The 17,979-nt window shown below is 58.7% G+C and carries 20 protein-coding genes, 1 tRNA gene and 1 pseudogene; 9 read left to right on the top strand and 13 right to left on the bottom strand.

Annotated elements, in window-relative coordinates:
• Window positions 1–30 precede the first annotated feature (30 nt).
• Window positions 31–118 (top strand) — tRNA-Ser (locus LVD08_RS20450).
• Window positions 119–242: 124 nt separating this feature from the next.
• The gene (locus LVD08_RS20445; RefSeq protein ID WP_247269077.1) at window positions 243–629 is read left to right on the top strand and encodes a hypothetical protein; all 387 of its coding nucleotides are present in this window, start codon (window positions 243–245) and stop codon (window positions 627–629) included.
• Between the two features lie 194 nt (window positions 630–823).
• Here LVD08_RS20445 and LVD08_RS20440 read toward each other — a convergent pair whose 3' ends face one another.
• Window positions 824–1,711: a LysR family transcriptional regulator gene (locus tag LVD08_RS20440; RefSeq protein ID WP_247269076.1), complete on the bottom strand. Its 888-nt coding sequence runs from the start codon at window positions 1,709–1,711 to the stop codon at window positions 824–826.
• Window positions 1,712–1,845: 134 nt separating this feature from the next.
• Here LVD08_RS20440 and LVD08_RS20435 point away from each other — a divergent pair, with 134 nt between their 5' ends.
• Window positions 1,846–2,592 carry an SDR family oxidoreductase gene (locus tag LVD08_RS20435; protein ID WP_247269075.1) on the top strand — a complete coding sequence of 249 codons (747 nt, stop codon included), beginning with the start codon at window positions 1,846–1,848 and terminating at the stop codon, window positions 2,590–2,592.
• A 202-nt stretch (window positions 2,593–2,794) separates the two neighbouring features.
• Here LVD08_RS20435 and LVD08_RS20430 read toward each other — a convergent pair.
• The 6 genes and pseudogenes from LVD08_RS20430 to LVD08_RS20405 all read right to left on the bottom strand — a co-directional run.
• A pseudogene (locus LVD08_RS20430) lies at window positions 2,795–2,947 on the bottom strand (DUF892 family protein); the annotation flags it as partial.
• A 12-nt stretch (window positions 2,948–2,959) separates the two neighbouring features.
• The gene (locus LVD08_RS20425) at window positions 2,960–3,790 is read right to left on the bottom strand and encodes a ZIP family metal transporter (protein WP_115987590.1); all 831 of its coding nucleotides are present in this window, start codon (window positions 3,788–3,790) and stop codon (window positions 2,960–2,962) included.
• Between the two features lie 98 nt (window positions 3,791–3,888).
• Window positions 3,889–4,041 carry a hypothetical protein gene (locus LVD08_RS20420; RefSeq protein ID WP_178083349.1) on the bottom strand — a complete coding sequence of 51 codons (153 nt, stop codon included), beginning with the start codon at window positions 4,039–4,041 and terminating at the stop codon, window positions 3,889–3,891.
• Between the two features lie 56 nt (window positions 4,042–4,097).
• Entirely contained in the window at window positions 4,098–5,324 is a 1,227-nt protein-coding gene (locus LVD08_RS20415) for a zinc-dependent alcohol dehydrogenase (protein ID WP_247269074.1), read from the bottom strand.
• Between the two features lie 135 nt (window positions 5,325–5,459).
• Window positions 5,460–5,699, bottom strand: coding sequence for a hypothetical protein (locus LVD08_RS20410; protein ID WP_027613842.1), 240 nt, complete (start codon window positions 5,697–5,699; stop codon window positions 5,460–5,462).
• Window positions 5,700–5,782: 83 nt separating this feature from the next.
• A complete protein-coding gene (locus tag LVD08_RS20405; RefSeq protein ID WP_027613841.1) occupies window positions 5,783–6,013 on the bottom strand; it encodes a hypothetical protein in 231 nt (76 codons plus the stop codon).
• Between the two features lie 217 nt (window positions 6,014–6,230).
• Between LVD08_RS20405 and LVD08_RS20400 the strand changes: the two genes are divergently transcribed.
• Window positions 6,231–6,770: a GAF domain-containing protein gene (locus LVD08_RS20400; protein ID WP_247269073.1), complete on the top strand. Its 540-nt coding sequence runs from the start codon at window positions 6,231–6,233 to the stop codon at window positions 6,768–6,770.
• Window positions 6,771–6,837: 67 nt separating this feature from the next.
• Here the strand turns inward: LVD08_RS20400 and LVD08_RS20395 are convergent, their stop codons facing one another.
• The 4 genes from LVD08_RS20395 to LVD08_RS20380 all read right to left on the bottom strand — a co-directional run bounded on the left by LVD08_RS20395 (window position 6,838) and on the right by LVD08_RS20380 (window position 11,389).
• Entirely contained in the window at window positions 6,838–8,964 is a 2,127-nt protein-coding gene (locus LVD08_RS20395) for a TonB-dependent siderophore receptor (RefSeq protein WP_247269072.1), read from the bottom strand.
• Window positions 8,965–9,127: 163 nt separating this feature from the next.
• Window positions 9,128–9,349, bottom strand: a complete 222-nt coding sequence (locus tag LVD08_RS20390) for a hypothetical protein (protein ID WP_247269071.1) — start codon at window positions 9,347–9,349, stop codon at window positions 9,128–9,130.
• 178 nt (window positions 9,350–9,527) lie between these two features.
• Window positions 9,528–10,262 carry an SDR family oxidoreductase gene (locus LVD08_RS20385; RefSeq protein ID WP_247269070.1) on the bottom strand — a complete coding sequence of 245 codons (735 nt, stop codon included), beginning with the start codon at window positions 10,260–10,262 and terminating at the stop codon, window positions 9,528–9,530.
• Window positions 10,263–10,444: 182 nt separating this feature from the next.
• Entirely contained in the window at window positions 10,445–11,389 is a 945-nt protein-coding gene (locus LVD08_RS20380; RefSeq protein WP_247269069.1) for a helix-turn-helix domain-containing protein, read from the bottom strand.
• 165 nt (window positions 11,390–11,554) lie between these two features.
• Between LVD08_RS20380 and LVD08_RS20375 the strand changes: the two genes are divergently transcribed.
• From LVD08_RS20375 to LVD08_RS20365, 3 genes are all read left to right on the top strand, one after another.
• Window positions 11,555–12,319 (top strand): SDR family NAD(P)-dependent oxidoreductase, encoded by a 765-nt coding sequence (locus tag LVD08_RS20375; protein WP_096796852.1) that lies wholly within the window; start codon window positions 11,555–11,557, stop codon window positions 12,317–12,319.
• A gap of 168 nt (window positions 12,320–12,487) precedes the next feature.
• On the top strand, window positions 12,488–12,745 hold the full coding sequence (locus tag LVD08_RS20370; RefSeq protein ID WP_027613834.1) for an Atu4866 domain-containing protein: 258 nt from the start codon (window positions 12,488–12,490) through the stop codon (window positions 12,743–12,745).
• Between the two features lie 80 nt (window positions 12,746–12,825).
• The gene (locus LVD08_RS20365; protein ID WP_247269068.1) at window positions 12,826–13,743 is read left to right on the top strand and encodes an AraC family transcriptional regulator; all 918 of its coding nucleotides are present in this window, start codon (window positions 12,826–12,828) and stop codon (window positions 13,741–13,743) included.
• 41 nt (window positions 13,744–13,784) lie between these two features.
• Here LVD08_RS20365 and LVD08_RS20360 read toward each other — a convergent pair whose 3' ends face one another.
• Window positions 13,785–15,281: a sensor domain-containing diguanylate cyclase gene (locus tag LVD08_RS20360; RefSeq protein ID WP_247269067.1), complete on the bottom strand. Its 1,497-nt coding sequence runs from the start codon at window positions 15,279–15,281 to the stop codon at window positions 13,785–13,787.
• A gap of 438 nt (window positions 15,282–15,719) precedes the next feature.
• Between LVD08_RS20360 and LVD08_RS20355 the strand changes: the two genes are divergently transcribed.
• On the top strand, window positions 15,720–16,415 hold the full coding sequence (locus LVD08_RS20355; protein WP_027613831.1) for an SDR family NAD(P)-dependent oxidoreductase: 696 nt from the start codon (window positions 15,720–15,722) through the stop codon (window positions 16,413–16,415).
• A gap of 120 nt (window positions 16,416–16,535) precedes the next feature.
• A complete protein-coding gene (locus LVD08_RS20350) occupies window positions 16,536–17,525 on the top strand; it encodes an AraC family transcriptional regulator (protein ID WP_247269066.1) in 990 nt (329 codons plus the stop codon).
• Window positions 17,526–17,531: 6 nt separating this feature from the next.
• Here LVD08_RS20350 and LVD08_RS20345 read toward each other — a convergent pair whose 3' ends face one another.
• Window positions 17,532–17,945 carry a cupin domain-containing protein gene (locus LVD08_RS20345; protein ID WP_150367870.1) on the bottom strand — a complete coding sequence of 138 codons (414 nt, stop codon included), beginning with the start codon at window positions 17,943–17,945 and terminating at the stop codon, window positions 17,532–17,534.
• Window positions 17,946–17,979 lie beyond the last annotated feature (34 nt).

Raw genomic sequence — 17,979 nt, 5'->3', positions numbered from 1 at the left:
TTCAGGTATTATGGCGCCCGCAACGCAAACGGAGGTGTGGCCGAGTGGTTTAAGGCAACGGTCTTGAAAACCGTCGACTGTAACAGGTCCATGAGTTCGAATCCCATCGCCTCCGCCATATTTGATACGACAAAGCCCTGATTATTCAGGGCTTTGTCGTTTCTGGCGTTTACGAAAATTTCTGCCTCTCGGTATGTGTTCCATCCTGATTCACTGTCTTTGCAACTGGTCGGAATAAACTCATGATCAAGGTTTTACCGCACAACGTACTCATGGAGCTTTCGGTGAAAGCCGATTCATACGGTTTAAAGCTGAGCGATCTTGCAGCCACTTGCGAAAAGTTCGATGTTGCACCGCAAGATGTGCTGAACGAATTGTCCATTGCCGTTGCGGAGGGCTATCTACAAGGATCCTTGATCTATTGTTTTTGCGACGGTGTTATGAATGGGATCATAAATGCCGTGGTTGAAGTGGGCATGACTGACGACATGCCTCAGCCCGCGTTCTCGCTTTACCAGGCGTTCGACCAAGGTGAATGGATCCGCAGTAACGATCCACCGGAGACTGACCCCAGTGAGAAGTACACGAAGCCGGTGGTCCAGGAAATAATGGCTGCCCTTGCAGGCTAGCTTTTACAGATTGAGCAATTTTCCGTTTTTACCTGGTAAAAAGCGTTGATCGAACGGCTGCTTCTAGCCGTTTGCAGCCCTTCGCGACAGGCAGCAATCGGCTCGGACGCACTCCATTCCCATTGCCAACGGAAACCGACACACGTGTGCCAGTGTCCTCTTCTCCGCTCGCACACTGACCGCGAGCTAAAAGGCTAGTCAGGGCGCTCATGGAATTGAGCAAAAATATCCGCGATAAAATCCATGAAAACGATGGCTCGCTGGGGGAGCAGCCGATTAGCCAGGTAGACAATCTGGATCGGTACCGGCGGCGCCACGTATTCGTTAAGCAGCAATTGAAGATTGCCACTCTTCAGCCCTTCCTCATAAAGCCATTGCGGCCCCTGCGCGATGCCCAACCCTGCATTGACGTACTCACGGATCGCCTCAGGCGAGTTGACACGCAGTCGTCCGGAGATCGGCACATCAGTGTCCTTGAACCGCCAGTTGGTTCCAGTGGACAGGAGGGTATAAATGAGGCAGTCGTGTTCCTTCAGGTCGTCTGGCGAAGAGGGAGTGCCTCGTTTCTCCAGGTACGCGCGGCTGGCAACGCACACTCGCTCGAACCATGCCAGTGGCCGGGCTCGCATTGCACTGTCTTCCAGGTGACCAATACGAATCGCGAGTTCTACCCCCTCGTCGACCAAATTGACGTAGCGATCATTGATTTGAAGATCGAGTGACAGTTCGGGGTAGCGCCCTAGAAAACTTGCGACGTGCGGTACGATGAAGGTGTGAGCCAATGCGGTCGGGCAAGCGACGCGCAGTAACCCGGATGGCGCTACGTTTCCTCTTAGCGAGGACTCTGATTGTTCGACTGAGTCCAGGATACGCCGCGCATCTGCGTAGTACCGTTCACCCTCGGGCGTGAGCATCAGCTTTCGTGTGGATCGGTGAAGCAGCCTGGTTTGCAAATGGTCTTCAAGCGCAGCGACGTAACGACTGACGCTCGGTTGCCCTAGTCCGAGATCACGTCCCGCAGCAGAAAAACTGCCTGTCTCGACAGCCCGTACAAAACAGCTCATCAGTAACAACCGGTCCATCACGCCCCTATTCATGCTGATTTCGCATGAGATCTATTCTATTTGCCCATCTTATCAGCGCGTCGGCATGAATACATAGTTGCTCTCAGAGGGCCAGTCGTCCGTTTGGCGGCCCAAAAAAAGAGGAAATTCAGATGTCCCGTTTACAAGGCAAGCGCACCCTCATCACTGGCGGTACAAGCGGTATCGGTCTGGAGACCGCCAAGCAGTTTCTCCCCGAAGGCGCACGTGTGATCGTCACCGGTGTCAACCCTGAGTCCATGGCAAATGCTCAAGCTATTTTAGGTAGCGAAGTCCTGGTGTTGCGCGCCGACTCAGCCAGCGTCGCAGCCCAGAAGGAGTTGGCGCAGGCCGTTCAGTCTCATTACGGGCAACTGGACGTTGCCTTCCTCAATGCTGGCGTATCCGTCTGGAGGCCAATCGAAGACTGGAACGAGGAGATGTTTGATCGCTCCTTCGACATCAATGTCAAAGGCCCTTACTTCCTTCTGCAAGCGCTGCTGCCGACCTTCTCCAATCCTGCATCGGTGGTTCTTAACACCTCGATAAGTGCGCACTTGGGCGCCGCGAATTCATCTGTTTATGCTGCAACCAAGGCTGCCTTCCTGAACATGTCGAAAACGCTCTCTGGTGAGCTTCTACCGCGTGGTATTCGAGTCAATGCGGTCAGCCCTGGTCCGATCGACACGCCACTGTATGACAAGGCGGGTATACCCGATGCCTACCGCGAGCAGGTCAATAAGGAGATTGTCGCGACTATCCCATTTGGCCGTTTTGGCACGCCTGGAGAAGTAGCCAAGGCGGTGCTGTATCTCGCGTCGGACGAATCTCGCTGGACGGTGGGAACGGAAATTATCGTTGATGGTGGTCGCGCGCTTTAACGAGACAAGTACGCTTTTGAGTCTGAGCATTCCGCCTCCTGCCCGGCAGCGTAACGCCCACGCAAGGGATGATATTTACCCTTGTTGTGCTCCGCAGAAGACGGTCAGGGGTGGGATTCATACACCACAGGCGAAGGCTTGTCCTGAATCGCCACGGCGTACTCGATCGCCGTGGCGCTTACAGGCACGCTGCAACGTCTGGTCACTTCTCAAGCGTCGCCGCCTGGTTATCGCCTTGCTCGGCGATTTTCGTCAGTTTTCCATCCGCGCCCTTTTCTTCTGCAAGCGGTGCCTGCAGCAACGTTGCGGCATCCTTGAGTTTCAGGTGCTTGGCCATCGCGATCAGCGTGCCATAGTGAGACTTCCATCAACCCAAAGCGGTATCCAGGAACATCATCACGCCAAAGCCGAGCATCAAGCCGAGGGTCGCCGGGGTCTCGTGACCATTACGATGGGTCTCGGGGATGACTTCGTGCGACACCACAAAGATCATGGCTCCCGCAGCCAGACCCAGCGCAATCGGATAGCCCAGGGCGAAGCCACTCGACACACCCAGTCCAACCACTGCACCCAGCGGTTCCATCAAACCGGAGCCAATGGCGAACAGTGCCGCCCGCCAGGCCGAGATCCCGGTGACGCGCAAAGCCAGAGCAACCGCGAGTCCTTCGGGGATGTCCTGTATCGCGATGGCGGTCGTTAACGGCAGGCCCACTTTCATGTCGCCGTCCGCAAAACTGACGCCGATGGCCATGCCTTCCGGCAAGTTGTGCAGAGTAATCGCCAGGACGAAGAGCCAGACGCGATTGATGCGTTGAGCGTCGGGCCCACGCCTGCCGATCTGCTGATGCTCATGGGGTACAAAGCGATCCAGTCCGACCATCAGGGCAACGCCCAGGGCCAATCCACACACGACCACAGCGGCGGCCAGCAGCGGGTTGCCACACAGCGTTTGGGCAGCCTCGATTCCGGGCATAATCAGCGAGAAAGAACTGGCGGCCAGCATCATGCCGGCCGCGAACCCCAGCATAATGTCCTGGGTGCGTGAAGCGATATCGCGCAGGATGATCGCCACCAAAGCACCTAATGCGGTCGCCCCGAAGCCTGACAGGCCACCCAATGCAGCCAGACGCAGATTTTCCTTGTCAGCGTCGACCAGTGCGCTGTACCCGCTGATCAGCAGCAGGCCGGTAACCAGCATCAGCGTTACCCAGAACAAGATGCCTGGCCAACCGCCACTGGACGCGATGCTCCACACGCGAATGCAGTTCAGTTTCGCGCGCACGTCCGCACCCTCAATCACTTATCTGAATCGGCCGCTTTGTCTTTCTGGATCTGCAGCGACGCCTTGCTTTTGTCGCCATCCTTGTTCGGCGCATCATTCGAACCTTCAAAACAGCCCTGCAACAGCAACATTGAGCAAAGCCCCAGGCAGGCACAGATTGTTTTCATGATCGTCTCCCGCTAAATGATTCTGTGGCGAGGGCTCTCGGCACAGGTCTGCTTGCTCAGACGGCCGGCACCAGCGGTGCTGTCCCGTCCACCTCGGCCAGCGGCACAGCACTGCCGCCCGGCGTCAGGATGACCTTGCGGCAGTCTTCCTGTTTTTTGTCGAAGATCTTGTAGCCCTCGGCCGCCTGCTCGAGCGAGAGTCGATGACTGATGATTGCGTCCGGTTGCAGGCGCCCGGTTTCGATATGCCCCAGCAGTTCCGGCAGATAACGCTGCACATGGGTCTGCCCCATCTTGAAAGTCAGGCCCTTGTCGAAAGCGTCACCGAACAGGAATCCATGGATAAACCCCGCGTACACCCCCGGCACACTGACCGAGCCGCCGCGGCGAACCGCCGCGATGCACTGACGCAGTGCCTTGCCGCTGCTGCCTTCGAGTTTGAGCGTGGCCAGCACCGTTTCGGTAGTGCTGCCTTTGGCCTCGAAGCCCACCGCATCAATCACGCCATCCACCCCACGGTTGCCGGGTGTCTGGCTGATGATAGTATCGGCCGGGTCGTCGTCCTCATCGAAATTGATCGGAATGACACCGTAGGTGCGTTGCGCATAGGCCAGTCGGTAAGCGTGGTGATCAACCATGAAGATGCGCTCGACGCCGAGCATGCGAGCGCACGCCGCACTGAGCAGTCCGACCGGCCCGGCGCCATAGATCGCCAGACTCGAACCCTGGCCAACGCCCGAATTGATCACCGCCTGCCATGCGGTCGGCAGAATGTCGGAAAGGAACAAGACCTTCTCGTCCGCCAGTGTTCCCGGCACCTTGAACGGCCCGGTATTGGCTTTCGGCACCCTCACCAATTCGGCCTGGCCGCCCGGAATTCCGCCGTACATGCGGCTGAAACCGAACAGCGCAGCCGGCGGCGGTATGCGCTTTTTATTCATCGCCGCGCCCGGTCCTGCATTGGTTGTCTCACAGGCCGCGTACAGGGCCTGCTGGCAGAAGAAACAGTCGCCGCAGGCAATCACGAACGGAATCACCACTCGATCGCCGCGCTGCACCGCGGTCACTGCCGAACCTGTTTCCTCGACAATGCCCATGAACTCATGACCAAAGATATCGCCGTGTTCGACCGTCGGTATCTTGCCCCGATACAGGTGCAGATCCGAGCCGCAGATGGCTGTGGCAGTCACTCGCAGAATGATGTCGTCCGGTGCTTCAAGGATCGGGTCCGGCACGGTTTCGACGCGTACATCGTGAGCGCCGTGGTAGGTCATTGCTCGCATGGTGCAATCCTCTGACGATGGAATTGAAGAACTGTCTCTTCAAATTCGGAAGGACTCCGCCACCGCGAGTTCACTCTGTTTTATGCATTCTGGATGAGCGGGATGGCGGCGCGGACTCAAGGCCGAATCCACAAATCAGTCAGCGCCTGCATCCTTCACGTCGATTTGCGTAATACCCACCAGACTGGCCTGCTCCAGTATCTCTTCAGCAGTCGAGTCAGCTGTTGGCATGATCAGACTGTTCTCAGCATCCCCAAAATGCAGTTCCAGCAGATGCATGGCAGCGTCGTGAATGGAGAGCTTCGACTGCTGCAACGCGAGTTGATGCGTACGGGACTCGCCGTTGAACAGGTACTCGATGGTGTAATTGCGCATTAATAACCTCAAAATCAGAGTGGCAGATAACTACCCTGACTTACCGGTCAATCGTTAGTTCAAGCGGATAAATGTTCTGCAGCTCAACTGCGAGAAAGCGTTTTCAGCCGCTCGACCAAAGCCGCTTCAAAAATGACGTACAGCTTTTCAGCATCGCCGGCACGCAGAACCTCGCTGGTTTCCAGCCCAAGCACGAAGCCATCCGCACGAGCCCCCGCCTTCACGGCGATGATCATCGAGTCTGCCCGGACAATCTGCGCCAGGAGCCGATCAGCTTCACGTTGCATCTTTTCGCTCAACACTACGCCTTCCACTTTCCTCACCTTTCATTCAATGCGACATCCAACATTTATGAGATCAAGGCTACGCCGCCGATAACGGCGCCTCAAGCCACACGCCAATGACGCTTCGCTATTGCAGCCATCAGGAACCTTTGATGTGAACGAATCCATTTTGTTTAGTATCAAAATGAGCAGTTTCAAAAGCGTTTAGCAGTCGCCAACTTAAAAAATCATGACCGGAGAACAATGCATGCCCCTCAGTGACACTATTGACAGAGCGTTGCTAAGCGCAGAGGAACGTTCCTCTATCGCTGAAATTGAAGCTACAACCAATATTCTGCAGCTTGTTACACGCATGACCGGGACGCGGTTCGCGGCGATCGCGAAATTCACCGAAACGGACTGGATCGTCTGTTCCGCCTACGATCCTATCGAGCTTGGGATCAACACCGGCGACACGCTGGAATTGGAAACCACGCTGTGCAGTGAGTTTCGCAGAGACCCTCAGGTGCTTTTCGTACCGCAGATAAGTCGCGACGGCAGATTTTCCACACGCCCCGTGGTGAAGCAATATTTGATTGAAAGCTACGCAGGCGCGCCCATTTTCCTTCCTGACGGACAACTTTGGGGCGCGCTGTGTGCGTTGGACTCCAGGGCGGTGATTTTCGACGACCCGGATCTGGCGGATACGTTAGGCCTGTTCGCGAGACTGATCGGCTGTATCTTTTACGCGAATCTGACGGAGGCCGGCAGCGGCTACAGCAAGAACGTTTCAAGCGTTATCGGATAATCAAGAAACAGCCCTGAATATTCAGGGCTGTTTCATTTGTGGCCTGTGAGAATTTTGCTCCACCCTGCTACAAGGTGTAGGAAACGCCGACCTGCACGGTTCGCGGCGCCCCCGGGTAGGCATAGACGTTGCCGAATGCGCCCTCTTCATAATCACGGTCAAAGAGGTTTTTCACGTCGAGATTGAGCCGCACCTTGTCATTGATCTTGTAGAAGCTGAGCAAGTCGACAACGGTATAGCTGCCCATCGAAAACGCGGTGTTGGCGGTTTGGCCGGCGCGCTCGTCGACGTACTTGAGGCCAGTGCCCAGGCCCAGTCCCTTGAAGGTGCCGTCCTGGAACTCATACATGTTCAGCAGGCTGAAGCTGTTCTTCGGGATGTTCATCAGCCGCGTGCCAGAGCGCAGCACGTTGTCCTTGGTTACCTCGGCATCGACATAGGCGTAACCGCCAATCACCCGCCATTCGGGCGTCAGGTTGCCGGCCACGTTGACGTCGAATCCACGGCTGCGCACCTCGCCGGCCGCAACGCTGAAGGTCGAGTCAACCGGGTCGGTGGTCAGCACGTTACGTTTTTCGATCTGATAGATCGCCGCGTCGACGCTCAACTGCTGATCCAGCGCTTCCCACTTGATCCCCATTTCATAGGACTTGCCCTTCTCCGGCTCGAACCCTCCGCCCTGGCGACTGGCGCCGGTGTTCGGCTTGAAAGAGCGCGCCGTATCGGCATAGATCGCCAATGTCTCGGTCAGGTCATAGGTCACGCCGATGCGCGGAGTCACCGCGTTGTCACTGGCCTGCCAGCTCTTGCCACCGGGCACGTAAGTTTCGTAGTCATGTTCGAAGCGCTCGAAACGCGCCCCGGCCAACACCTTGAGTTTATCGGTCAACGCCACCTGATCCTGCACGAACGCGGCATACGTCTTGAGGTTTTCCTTGTCGTGCGTCGGCGTGCGGGTGAGCGCCGGGCGCGGCTGGCCGTAGACCGGGTCGAAGATGTCGATCGGGTACGCACCGACAGCGCCGCTGGAGCGCTGGATGATCGACTTGTAGTCGTAATCCTCGTACTCGATGCCGGTGAGCAACGTGTGCTGCAAACCCGCGGTATCGAAATGCCCGGTCAGGTTGAGCTGGGTATCCTTGTCGGTCCACTCCAGCTTGCGATAGTTGAAATGGCGCCCCAAAGTGCGGCCGTCATCGGCAATGCCATTGGCCTCGATTGCGTTGCCCTTGAGCGAACCGTCGAGCCACTGGAACCCGCCGCCCAGCGTCCAGTCGTCATTGAGCATGTGCTCGAAACGCAGTTGCGCCATGTTGTTGTCGTTATGCAGTTTGCCAGCGTCTTTTTCGCCGAAAAAACTGTCGCGCGAGGCGGTTCCGGTCTGCTTCGCGTAACGGGTAAGGCCGCGATCCAGAGGCGCGCTGTTGCGCATGAAATCGCCTTCGAAAATCAGCTTGGTCGCGTCGCTTGCCTGCCAGGTGAGCACCGGTGCGATGCCGTAGCGCTCGGTTTCGACATGATCGCGGAAGGTGTCGCCGCCCTCGCCCACAACGTTCAAGCGATAGGCCAGACGCCCTTCTTCGTCGAGCGGGCCGGAAGCGTCCAGCGTGCCGCGTTTCATGCCCTGATCATTGAGTTGGCTGCCCAGGGTGACGCTGCTTTCAGGCAACGGCTGCTTGGACACCACGTTGAAGGTGCCGCCAGGATCACCTCGACCGTAGAGCATGGTGGCCGGGCCGCGCAGCACTTCGAGGCGTTCGATTGTGTTGGCATCCGGCATGTTCGGATAGCCGCGGTTGATCGGGAAACCGTTGCGATAGAACTCGCCGGTGGTGAAGCCACGCACGGTAAACGTGGTCAGGCCCTGACCACCAAAATTGTTCGCCCGCCCCACGCCGCCGGCGTAGTCCAGCGCGTCCTGCAATCGGGTGGCGCCCAGATCTTCGACCGCATCCTTCGAGACCACACTGATCGATTGCGCAGTTTCATGGATCGAGGTGTCGGTACGCGTGGCGCTGGCCGAGCGCGTCGCGCGATAACCCTGCACCGGGCCGTCCGCCCTTTCGTAATTCGCCGTACCGATGACATCGGTAGCGTCCAGCTCCAGCGTTGAGGGTGATGCCCCCGTTTGATCAGCCCATGAGGCAGGCGACAATGCTTGCAGCACACAAATGGAAAGCAGGGTTCGACGCATGGAGAGGGAAACCTTTACGAATAGGCCAATGCAGGGGGTGAATCCGCCAAAAAACTCCCGCGCATGCTATACAAAATTATTCGCAATTAATACAGATTCCCATTAACAACAGTTGCCGCTGTCAATGCGGCACCGTCGCTCTGCGCCCTGCCCCGCCAAATTCTCAGGTTCCGCCCGAAAGCCCCTCGGTGGCCTGGGCGAACCTCGCACCGGCCTTGCGCACCAACTGGCGCCATTCTGTTGCTGTAATCAGCCCTTCCTGCTCCATGGTGTCGGCCATTTTCAGCAACTCGTCGTATTGATCCTCGGCGTCCATACGGATCGCTGGCTCTTCCAGTAATTTTCGCCAGGCGGCCAACGCCTGCTCTTTGCGAATGTCGCTCATGGTCATTACCCCCGGGTGACTTGTAAGTCGGTAGAGGGCTGCGGTTCTGGAGTGTTCAGCGGCGGCGACTGACGGCGCGACAGATGGTTTTCGTTGCGGCCTCGAAAATGAAGCGGCCCAAAGCAGCCGTTGATGCACGACTGCTTTGGGCCTGAGAGCGATTGCCTTCCAGGATGGCTCAGTGCGGGCTGGCCGTCGGACGTACCACAATCTCACTTACATCAACATCGTCGGGCTGTTCGATGGCATAAGCGAGTGCTCGTGCAATGGCGTCGGCGTTGAGCGCCACACGCCGGAAGGCTTTCATTGCCTCGCGTGCCACCTCATCGGAAATCGTATCGGCCAGTTCCGACTCGACGACACCCGGGCACACCACCGTGACGCGGATCTTGTCCGTTTCCTGGCGCAAACCATCCGAGATGGCGCGGACGGCGAATTTGGTCGCGCAGTACACCGCGGCGGTTGGAGAGACCGCAAGACCGCCAATCGACGAGATATTGATAACCTGCCCGTACCCTTGCGCCCGCATGTCCGGCAAGACCGCAGCGATACCATGCAGCACCCCGCGCACGTTGACATCGAGCATCTGGTTCCACTCATTGACTTTCAGCGAGGCCAGGGGAGACAGCGGCATCACGCCCGCGTTATTGATGATCACGTCGACCTTGCCATGTTGCGCCTTGGCGAACGTCACGAACGCCTGCATGGATTGCAGATCGGTGACATCCAGTGCGCGGGCCCTGGCCGAGCCACCCTCGGCCCGGATCTCGCTGACCAGTTGGTCCAGACGCTCTGTACGGCGGGCACCGAGTACCACATGGGCACCTTTGCTGGCGATCAGCCTGGCCGCCGCTTCGCCAATACCACTGCTTGCACCGGTAATCAGCACGACTTTGTTGTGAATGTTCGACATATCCGTAGCTCCTGCTCTCAGCATTGAAGTTCAGCAGCGACCGCTGAAGTTGCGGGCGCTGCTGCGGGGTACGTCGAAAAGATTAAGGGCACATGCCTGCTCGGCGCGTGCCGAAACCTGCGCAACTTTTGCCTATTCGTGTCGGTGTGCATCAATCTGCAAAACAGATAAAGCAGCGATGCTCAAGCCCCACGGAACTCGCTGGGCGTTACGCCCACCTCGCGACGAAATACCTGAGAGAAGTGACTGGGGCTTGAATAGCCGACCTCCAGGCCGACGTCGATGACACTGCGCCCGGTCTCGAGCAACAGCTGCCGCGCGCGAATCATGCGCAAGCGGATGAAGTACTGCGAAGGCGAAAAACCCGTCGCACGCTTGAACAGACGGCTGAAGTGGTACTCGCTCAGCTCGGCCAGTCTGGCCAGCTTTGCCAGACTGAATTCAGCGCCCAGATCCGCACTCATGGCGTCAGTGACTTTGCGCAGCTTGTAGGCTTGCAAAGCGTTGCTCCGACGTCCGCCTCGGGCCTCGGCGCGATAGCTGCGCACCAGATGTACGGCCAGCGCCTGTGCCAGCGAGCGGGCAAACAGAGCGCTGGGCGAGCGCTCCAGAACCAGTTCGGTGCGCAACTGCTCCATGACAAACGCGACGCGCGCGTCGCGTGCCCCGGAAATATCACGCAAACGCACAGCTCCCCCGTAATCCCCCAACAACTCACGCGACGCGTGCTCGATCAGCGGCAGCCCCAGATAAAGGTGCATCACTTCAAAGGTGTCGGCCCCTTGAGTCTGCCAGCGCATCTCATAAGGCTCGTCGGAACTGGTGAGGAAAAAATCGCCAGCGCTGACCTCCGCCGCTTCCCACTCGCCGCCCGGCACGCGCTCCTCCACCCTCGCCGACCCCGCCAGAACCAGGACGAGCAGCGGTTCCACCACCGCAGGTACGAGAATGGGTTCAATCACGCTGCCATGGGTAAAAAACCGGATCACGATGTCCTTGATTTCCGGACACGCTGGCAACGCCTGCGGCTCGCCCGGCAGGTAGTCTCCCATCGACTGCCCTGTGATACGCAACTCCTTGGGGGAAGTAGACCGCTGTTGCAACGCCGTTCGCCCGGTATTGGTCATGAACATGTCCTTTTGCTGAGATTCAGCGCAAAACCCCGACAGCCGGGGCAATCTCCCGAAAGCCGACCTCGCCCCGCTGCGAGACAGTAGGCCCGTCGCCGATGACAGCGCCTTGCGGGCGCCGACCCGGCCAATCCCTACTCGATCAAAACGCTGGAGAACATCATGACCGATATCAAGCACAGCACACCAAACGAAGTGGCCGGTAAAGTGGCTCTGATCACTGGCGCGGCCAGTGGCATCGGCAAGGCCATCGCACTACTGCTGCATGCCCGCGGCGCCAAGGTCATCGCCGAAGATATCAGCCCTGAGGTAGAGGCGCTGGCTCGCCCCGGGCTGGTACCACTGGTAGCCGACATCACTCGGGACGGGGCCGCCGAACGCGCGGTCGCATTGGCCGTCGAGCAATTTGGTCGACTGGACATCCTGGTCAATAACGCCGGCATCATCATCAACAAACTGGTCATCGACATGACTCGCGAAGACTGGGAGCGCATTCAGGCGGTCAATGCCACGGCTGCATTTCTGCATAGCCGGGAAGCGGTCAAGGCGATGATGCCGAATAAATCCGGTTCGATCGTCAACATCGCGTCCTACGCCTCCTACTTCGCCTTCCCCACCATCGCCGCCTACACCGCTTCCAAAGGCGCGCTCGCGCAACTGACGCGCACCCTGGCGCTTGAAGTCATTGGCCACGGCATCCGCGTCAATGCCGTAGGCGTCGGAGATGTGGTGACCAACATCCTCAACAATGTAGTCGACGATGGCCCGGCATTTCTCGCCCAACACGGCGAGGCCGCGCCGATCGGCCGTGCGGCACAACCGGAAGAAATCGCCGAAGTGGTCGCGTTCATCGCCTCGGATCGTGCCAGCTTCATGGTCGGTTCGGTGGTTATGGCCGACGGCGGCATGACCGTCACGGCCGGTTGAGCCATTACAGGAAAGATCCGCCCGCAAGCCCGAGAGGATCAGGCAAATCTGCGGCAGTTTTGTTCTGACACCTCTGCGCTCGGCTACGTAATCTGAAAGCACGCAACGGATGCAGACACAGGCCACGGCAGGCCGCTCGGATTGAATGAGGACTGAGGAGAAAAGCTGATGAAAAATGCCAGACAAATCACGCCTGACCATCGTTACGCCGGGATGTGGGTCACCGCCGATGGATTCATCCGTCACGAGCTTCTGACCACTGGGCGTTATGACGAGGCGCGTGGTAAAAATAACAGTGCTTATGAAGGTCGCTACGAAATAACCGGTGACTATATCCAGTACTGGGACGACACCGGCTTCACCGCTGACGGGCATTTTCATGACGACGTGCTGTATCACGCCGGCATGATCCTCTATCGGCAATGAGCACTTTAATGATGTCGGGTGAATATCGTCTGCCTGGACAGTTCCGGGCAGACGCTCATGGACACTTGTGAGAGCCTGAAATGCAACAGTGCGATGCTTTCATCCTGCAAAACACGGCCATCTACCGTGACGAACTGGTTCGCTTGCTGACGCAACGGTTTAGCGCATCCGGGGTCTATGAGACAGCCATAGCGCCCTTGCATGTAATCCGTTTTGACGCGCCTTCGGAGCTGATCCACACCGTGCACAAGCCGGCACTTTGCTTGATCGTGCAAGGACAAAAAGAAGTCGGCCTGGGTGACGATCATTACCTGTACGACCCGCTCAGTTACCTGGTGGTCTCAGTGACACTTCCCGTGTCCGGGCGCGTGCTGATGGCCAGCCCGGAAGCGCCCTACCTGTGTATCCGCATTGATTTCGAAGCCACGGAAATCGCGCAGGTCATCGCCGATGCGCCCCCGACGGGCGTCCCGGACGAGCCGGAGCTTGGCCTGTTCATTGAAAAGGTCGATGTGCCTCTGCTGGAAACCATGCTTCGGCTGGTCCGGCTGCTGGAAACACCGAAAGACATCGGCATGCTCGCGCCCCTCGCCCTTCGCGAGCTGTATTACCGGCTCCTGCGAGGTGTGCACGGTCGTCGTCTGTATGAGCTTGCCCTCGGTGACTCGCAAACACGCCGGGTAACGCGGGCAATCGATTGGCTGAACAACCACTACACCCAACCCTTGCGCATCGAAGAACTCGCGCGGGTCGCCAGTCTCGGCAGCTCCACATTGCATCATCAATTCAAGGCCGTGACGGCCATGAGTCCACTGCAATACCAGAAACAGCTTCGCCTGCAGGAAGCCCGCCGCTTATTGCTCGGCGAAGGGCTGGATGTGGCGAGTGCCTGCTATCGAGTGGGCTACGAAAGCCCGTCGCAATTCAGCCGGGAATACAGTCGCCAGTTCGGGTGTGCGCCATCAAGAGACACCCAGCGGGTTCGCCGCCCGGCGTGAAAGTCAGCCCGACGGCGATCTATCGGATTAATGCCCACCAATCACTTCACAAACCGGTTACGCCCCAGCGTCTTGGCGTTATACAGCGCCTGATCGGCGACCTCGATCAACCCTTGCAAGGATTGCAGTTGCGCCCCCGAGGCCGTAGCGATGCCGATACTCACACTCAGCCGGCCGAATGGGCTGGACGGGTGTGCGATGTTCGCTTGCTCTAAGCGTTCGAGGATCAACTGCGCGACCACTGCAGCACCGTCGCTGTTGGTGGCCGGCATGATCACGCTCATTTCTTCGCCGCCGTAACGCGCCACCAGATCCGACGGGCGCCGTACACAACCTTCGAGGATTGTGCCGACCTTCTGCAGGCAGGCATCGCCGGCGACATGCCCAAATGAATCGTTGAACAGCTTGAAGTAATCGATATCGATCATCAGCAACGCCAAGGTCGTGCCGTCACGTTGCGCGCGCCGGGCTTCCATGGCGAGGCTCTCATCGAAGCAGCGCCGGTTGGCCAGACCGGTCAGGGCGTCCTTCATCGCCAGCAACTCCAACTGCCGATTGGAGGAAAGCAACTGCTGCTGCGTCCCGCGCAATTGGTCTTCGGCCCTGGTACGCCTGCGGATATCGAGAATCAGAAACCAGCCGATGAGCCCGGTAAGCCCCAGCAGCCCCGTGACCACCACTGCCGACAGCCAGGCTTCCATGCGCCACGCAGCAAGGGCTTCACGCTTGCCGAGGGCGACGGTGGTGATCAGCGGCAGCCGGTCACTCTTGCGGAAAGCGTAGAGCCGCTCGACGCCATCGAGGCTGGAGGTAAACGACGCGGTACCGACGGATCGATCGACCAGATACTTCGCATAGATGGGCGACTTGGAAAAATTGCGGCCCATGTCCTGCTCGCGGAAGGGATAGCGCACCAGCAACGTACCGTCGGTGTAGGACAAGCCGATGGCCCCGTCCTGCCCGACGTCGATCTTGCCGAACAGGCGCAGGAAGTTTTCGATACCCAGGGTCACCGCCACCACCCCGGCAAACTCGCCGTGCGCATCATTGAAACGGCGGCTGACGGTGATCACCCACTCCTGATTGGAGCGACTCTGGATCGGCGGACCGATAAAGGTCTCGCGGCTCGGGTCGTCACGATGATGGATGAAATAAACACGATCACTGCTGTTGGCCCCGGCCGGGATCGGTCGGTTGGAAGACATCAGCCAACGGCCCTGGTTGTCGTAGATGGTGATGCCGCTGAGCTGCGGCATCAGCGGTTCCTGACGATTGACTAGTGCGCTCAGACGCTGGATCTGCGCGGGGCCACTGCCTTCGGTTTCCAGACGTTCGACGATCCCGAGCAGCAGCAACGAACTCTGGCGAACGATCCCTTCGGAATAAGTCGCCAGCGCCTGGGTCAGGTTCAAGCCATGAATGTTGACTTCCTCCAGCGCGCGCTCTCGAGAGGCCAGTACTTTCCACACCGTCAGTGAGGCGAGGGAACAACCAATCACCAACAACAAAAGCACAACCAGGCGGGTATCACGCTTCACATTACTACCTTTGGGAAAGTCCGGTTTCCGTTCCTGCGGCGGGTCGACCGACTCGATGACTGCGGCCGCGTGTCCTTGTCGCGCGCAAGGATACAAGCAGCGCTGACTCGCTGCAGCAACAGATTATGTGACGCAAAAAACGTACTTCTGAATTGCACGGCGTCGTCCGGAAAAAAAGCGTGCTAAAGACTTCAGGAAGGACTTGCGCTTGGCGAAACAGCGACAAGAATGCCAGACCAAACCATCGCCAGGCTTTCAGAATCCGCTTGGCGCCCACCGTCAGAAGCCAACTTTCTGACGCCTGTTTCACGACCCTTTCGTGATGTGTAGCCAAGCATAAAATTTTGGCACTTTTGCACAACAAGTTGACATCCAAAAGCATGCCACGGGCCACCGATATCATTAGAGTATGCGCCCTTAAAAAGGAAAGGACTCTTGATGACTCAGTCACTCTCACGGCGCGTTGTGGCGATTACCGGCGCCCTGGGGAATCTCGGCGAGACCCTGGCGGACATGGCCGCAGCCCAGGGCGCGGATCTGGTGCTGATCGATCAGGCGACGATGGCGATGCCCAGTTCCCACAATCGACTGGTCCTGTCCGGCATCGATCTGACCTCCCTTGCCGATTGCCAGGCAGTCGCCCACCAGATTAACCGCTATTTCGGACGCCTCGACGCCCTGGTCAACGGCGCCGGCGGCTATGCGTGGGAGCCGTTGCTGGGCAGTGCGATAGAGGCCTGGGATCGGCTCTACTCGCTGAACCTTCGAACCGCATTGAACGCCAGCAAAGCCTTGCTGCCATTGCTGCTGCAATCCTCGGCGGGACGCATCGTCAATATCGGATCGAGCATGGCGGCGAAGGCCGGGCTGGGCATGGGCGCTTACGCCGCGTCGAAATCCAGCGTTTTGCGCCTGACCGAAAGCCTCGCCGAAGAACTCAAGGACATGAGCATCACGGTCAATGCCGTGCTACCGAGCGTGCTCGACACCCCGCAAAACCGTGAAGCCATGCCCGACGCCGAGCACCAGCGCTGGGTGACGCCCGCTCAACTGGCGGCGGTCATTCTGTTTCTGATCTCGGAACAAGCGTCGGCCGTCACTGGCACCGGTATTCCGGTGATCGGGCGCATGTAGGGTCTATTGACGCCGCGCGCCTTGGCGACGTCGCTTTCTTCACCTTTCGGAAAAGCAAGATCACCGGATTACCGGACTTCCCCTCCCCCCATGCGACCCGCCACTTCCAGCGCTGCCTTCGTGAACCACGTCCTTGATGTCGCCGAACAATACGGCTGCGATGGCGATTGGCTGTTGCAGCAGACCGGACTCTCACGCGAGCAGTTGTCCGACTCGATCGTGCGCATTCCCATGCGCCAACTGCGTGCCTTGCTGGAACTGGCGGCGCTCAGCAGCAACCTGCCGCATTTCGGCCTGTTGGTCGGCGCCGCCGTGCGCCCGGGCACCTATGGTGTGCTGGGTTATGTGCTGATGACCAGCGCGACACTCGGCGAGTCGCTGAACATGATTCTGCGATTCGGCAAGATCGTTTACGACAGTCCGTCCAGCCAGACCCGGATCGTCATCGGCGACGGCCGCGTGACGCTCGAAGATCAACGCATCAGTGAGCTGGAGCCTTACTGCGCCCTGCATCAGGAAGCGCTGATGGTTGGCTGGGCAGCCTTCGGCCGCTGGTTGATCGCGAGCAATCAGCCAATGCTGGAAGTGCGGATGATGCATCCGGCGCTGGGTGAGCCGGCGCTGTATGAACACTTCTTTGGCTGTCCGGTGCAGTTCGAGGCCGGTTGCAATGCGCTGGTGTTTGCCGAGTCGACACTCTCTACACGAATCCAGGGCGCCGACCCGCGCATGCATCGCAACATGCTGCTGGAAGCCGACTGGCAGCTGTGTCTGACGTACCCGGCATTTTCCGTGACTGACCGCTTGCGCGCACTGCTCACCGAACAGTTGCCGACCGGTGATTTCAGCCTGAAAAGTCTGGCCCGGCAGTTGGCGATTTCGCCGCGCACCTTACAGCGCAAATTGGCCGCCGAAGGGGAAAACTTCAATCAGGTGCTGGAAACCATGCGCATGGAACTGGCCGACCATTACCTGCGCCGCACCGAGACCAGCATCATGAACATCGCCCTGATGCTGGGTTACTCGCAGGCCAGTTCTTTCAGCCATTCCTTCCGTCAGGCCCGCGGGATTTCGCCGGTGGATTACCGCAAGTTGCTGCGCGCCAGATAAGCCCGATCACGGTTTCAGCTGCAGCAGCGGCTGGCCCTTTTTCACCACATAGGTCGCCAGTTCCACGCCTTGGTCCTGGCCGACGTTCTTCGCCACATGGGCCACGCCTGCCGGGATGAACAGCGAGTCCCCGGCCTTTAGCGTGACCGCCGGCCGCCCCTCCAGTTGATACTCCAGCGTGCCGCTGAGCACGTGCGCCACTTCGACACCCGGATGCGCATGCCGCGGCGCGGTGACACCCGGTTCGAAATCGATACGTGCCTGTATCACCTCGCGATCCGCATCGCCCAGGTCCTGACGAATCAGGTCGGTACGGCTCAAGCCCTGCTGCCAGCTCATGGCTTGAGCGTCTGCCGCCTGCGCCAGGCCGGTGAATGAAACCAGTGCGGCCACAGTGGCCAGAATCAGTGTGCGTTGCATGCAATTGCCCTCTCGACAGTCATGGTGTGAAGGC

Origin of the sequence: Pseudomonas sp. YL2 (assembly GCF_023063025.1) — a bacterium.
Lineage (GTDB): Bacteria > Pseudomonadota > Gammaproteobacteria > Pseudomonadales > Pseudomonadaceae > Aquipseudomonas > Aquipseudomonas putida_A.
The sequence above is the reverse complement of the archived record's forward strand: the minus strand, read 5'-3'. Positions and strand labels throughout refer to the sequence as shown.

Coding starts and splice junctions, on each gene's coding strand:
- LVD08_RS20445 (WP_247269077.1), top strand. CDS start 243: ATGATCAAGGTTTTACCGCACAACGTACTCATGGAGCTTTCGGTGAAA.
- LVD08_RS20440 (WP_247269076.1), bottom strand. CDS start 1,711: ATGGACCGGTTGTTACTGATGAGCTGTTTTGTACGGGCTGTCGAGACA.
- LVD08_RS20435 (WP_247269075.1), top strand. CDS start 1,846: ATGTCCCGTTTACAAGGCAAGCGCACCCTCATCACTGGCGGTACAAGC.
- LVD08_RS20425 (WP_115987590.1), bottom strand. CDS start 3,790: ATGCTGGTTACCGGCCTGCTGCTGATCAGCGGGTACAGCGCACTGGTC.
- LVD08_RS20420 (WP_178083349.1), bottom strand. CDS start 4,041: ATGAAAACAATCTGTGCCTGCCTGGGGCTTTGCTCAATGTTGCTGTTG.
- LVD08_RS20415 (WP_247269074.1), bottom strand. CDS start 5,324: ATGCGAGCAATGACCTACCACGGCGCTCACGATGTACGCGTCGAAACC.
- LVD08_RS20410 (WP_027613842.1), bottom strand. CDS start 5,699: ATGCGCAATTACACCATCGAGTACCTGTTCAACGGCGAGTCCCGTACG.
- LVD08_RS20400 (WP_247269073.1), top strand. CDS start 6,231: ATGCCCCTCAGTGACACTATTGACAGAGCGTTGCTAAGCGCAGAGGAA.
- LVD08_RS20395 (WP_247269072.1), bottom strand. CDS start 8,964: ATGCGTCGAACCCTGCTTTCCATTTGTGTGCTGCAAGCATTGTCGCCT.
- LVD08_RS20390 (WP_247269071.1), bottom strand. CDS start 9,349: ATGAGCGACATTCGCAAAGAGCAGGCGTTGGCCGCCTGGCGAAAATTA.
- LVD08_RS20385 (WP_247269070.1), bottom strand. CDS start 10,262: ATGTCGAACATTCACAACAAAGTCGTGCTGATTACCGGTGCAAGCAGT.
- LVD08_RS20380 (WP_247269069.1), bottom strand. CDS start 11,389: ATGACCAATACCGGGCGAACGGCGTTGCAACAGCGGTCTACTTCCCCC.
- LVD08_RS20375 (WP_096796852.1), top strand. CDS start 11,555: ATGACCGATATCAAGCACAGCACACCAAACGAAGTGGCCGGTAAAGTG.
- LVD08_RS20370 (WP_027613834.1), top strand. CDS start 12,488: ATGAAAAATGCCAGACAAATCACGCCTGACCATCGTTACGCCGGGATG.
- LVD08_RS20365 (WP_247269068.1), top strand. CDS start 12,826: ATGCAACAGTGCGATGCTTTCATCCTGCAAAACACGGCCATCTACCGT.
- LVD08_RS20355 (WP_027613831.1), top strand. CDS start 15,720: ATGACTCAGTCACTCTCACGGCGCGTTGTGGCGATTACCGGCGCCCTG.
- LVD08_RS20345 (WP_150367870.1), bottom strand. CDS start 17,945: ATGCAACGCACACTGATTCTGGCCACTGTGGCCGCACTGGTTTCATTC.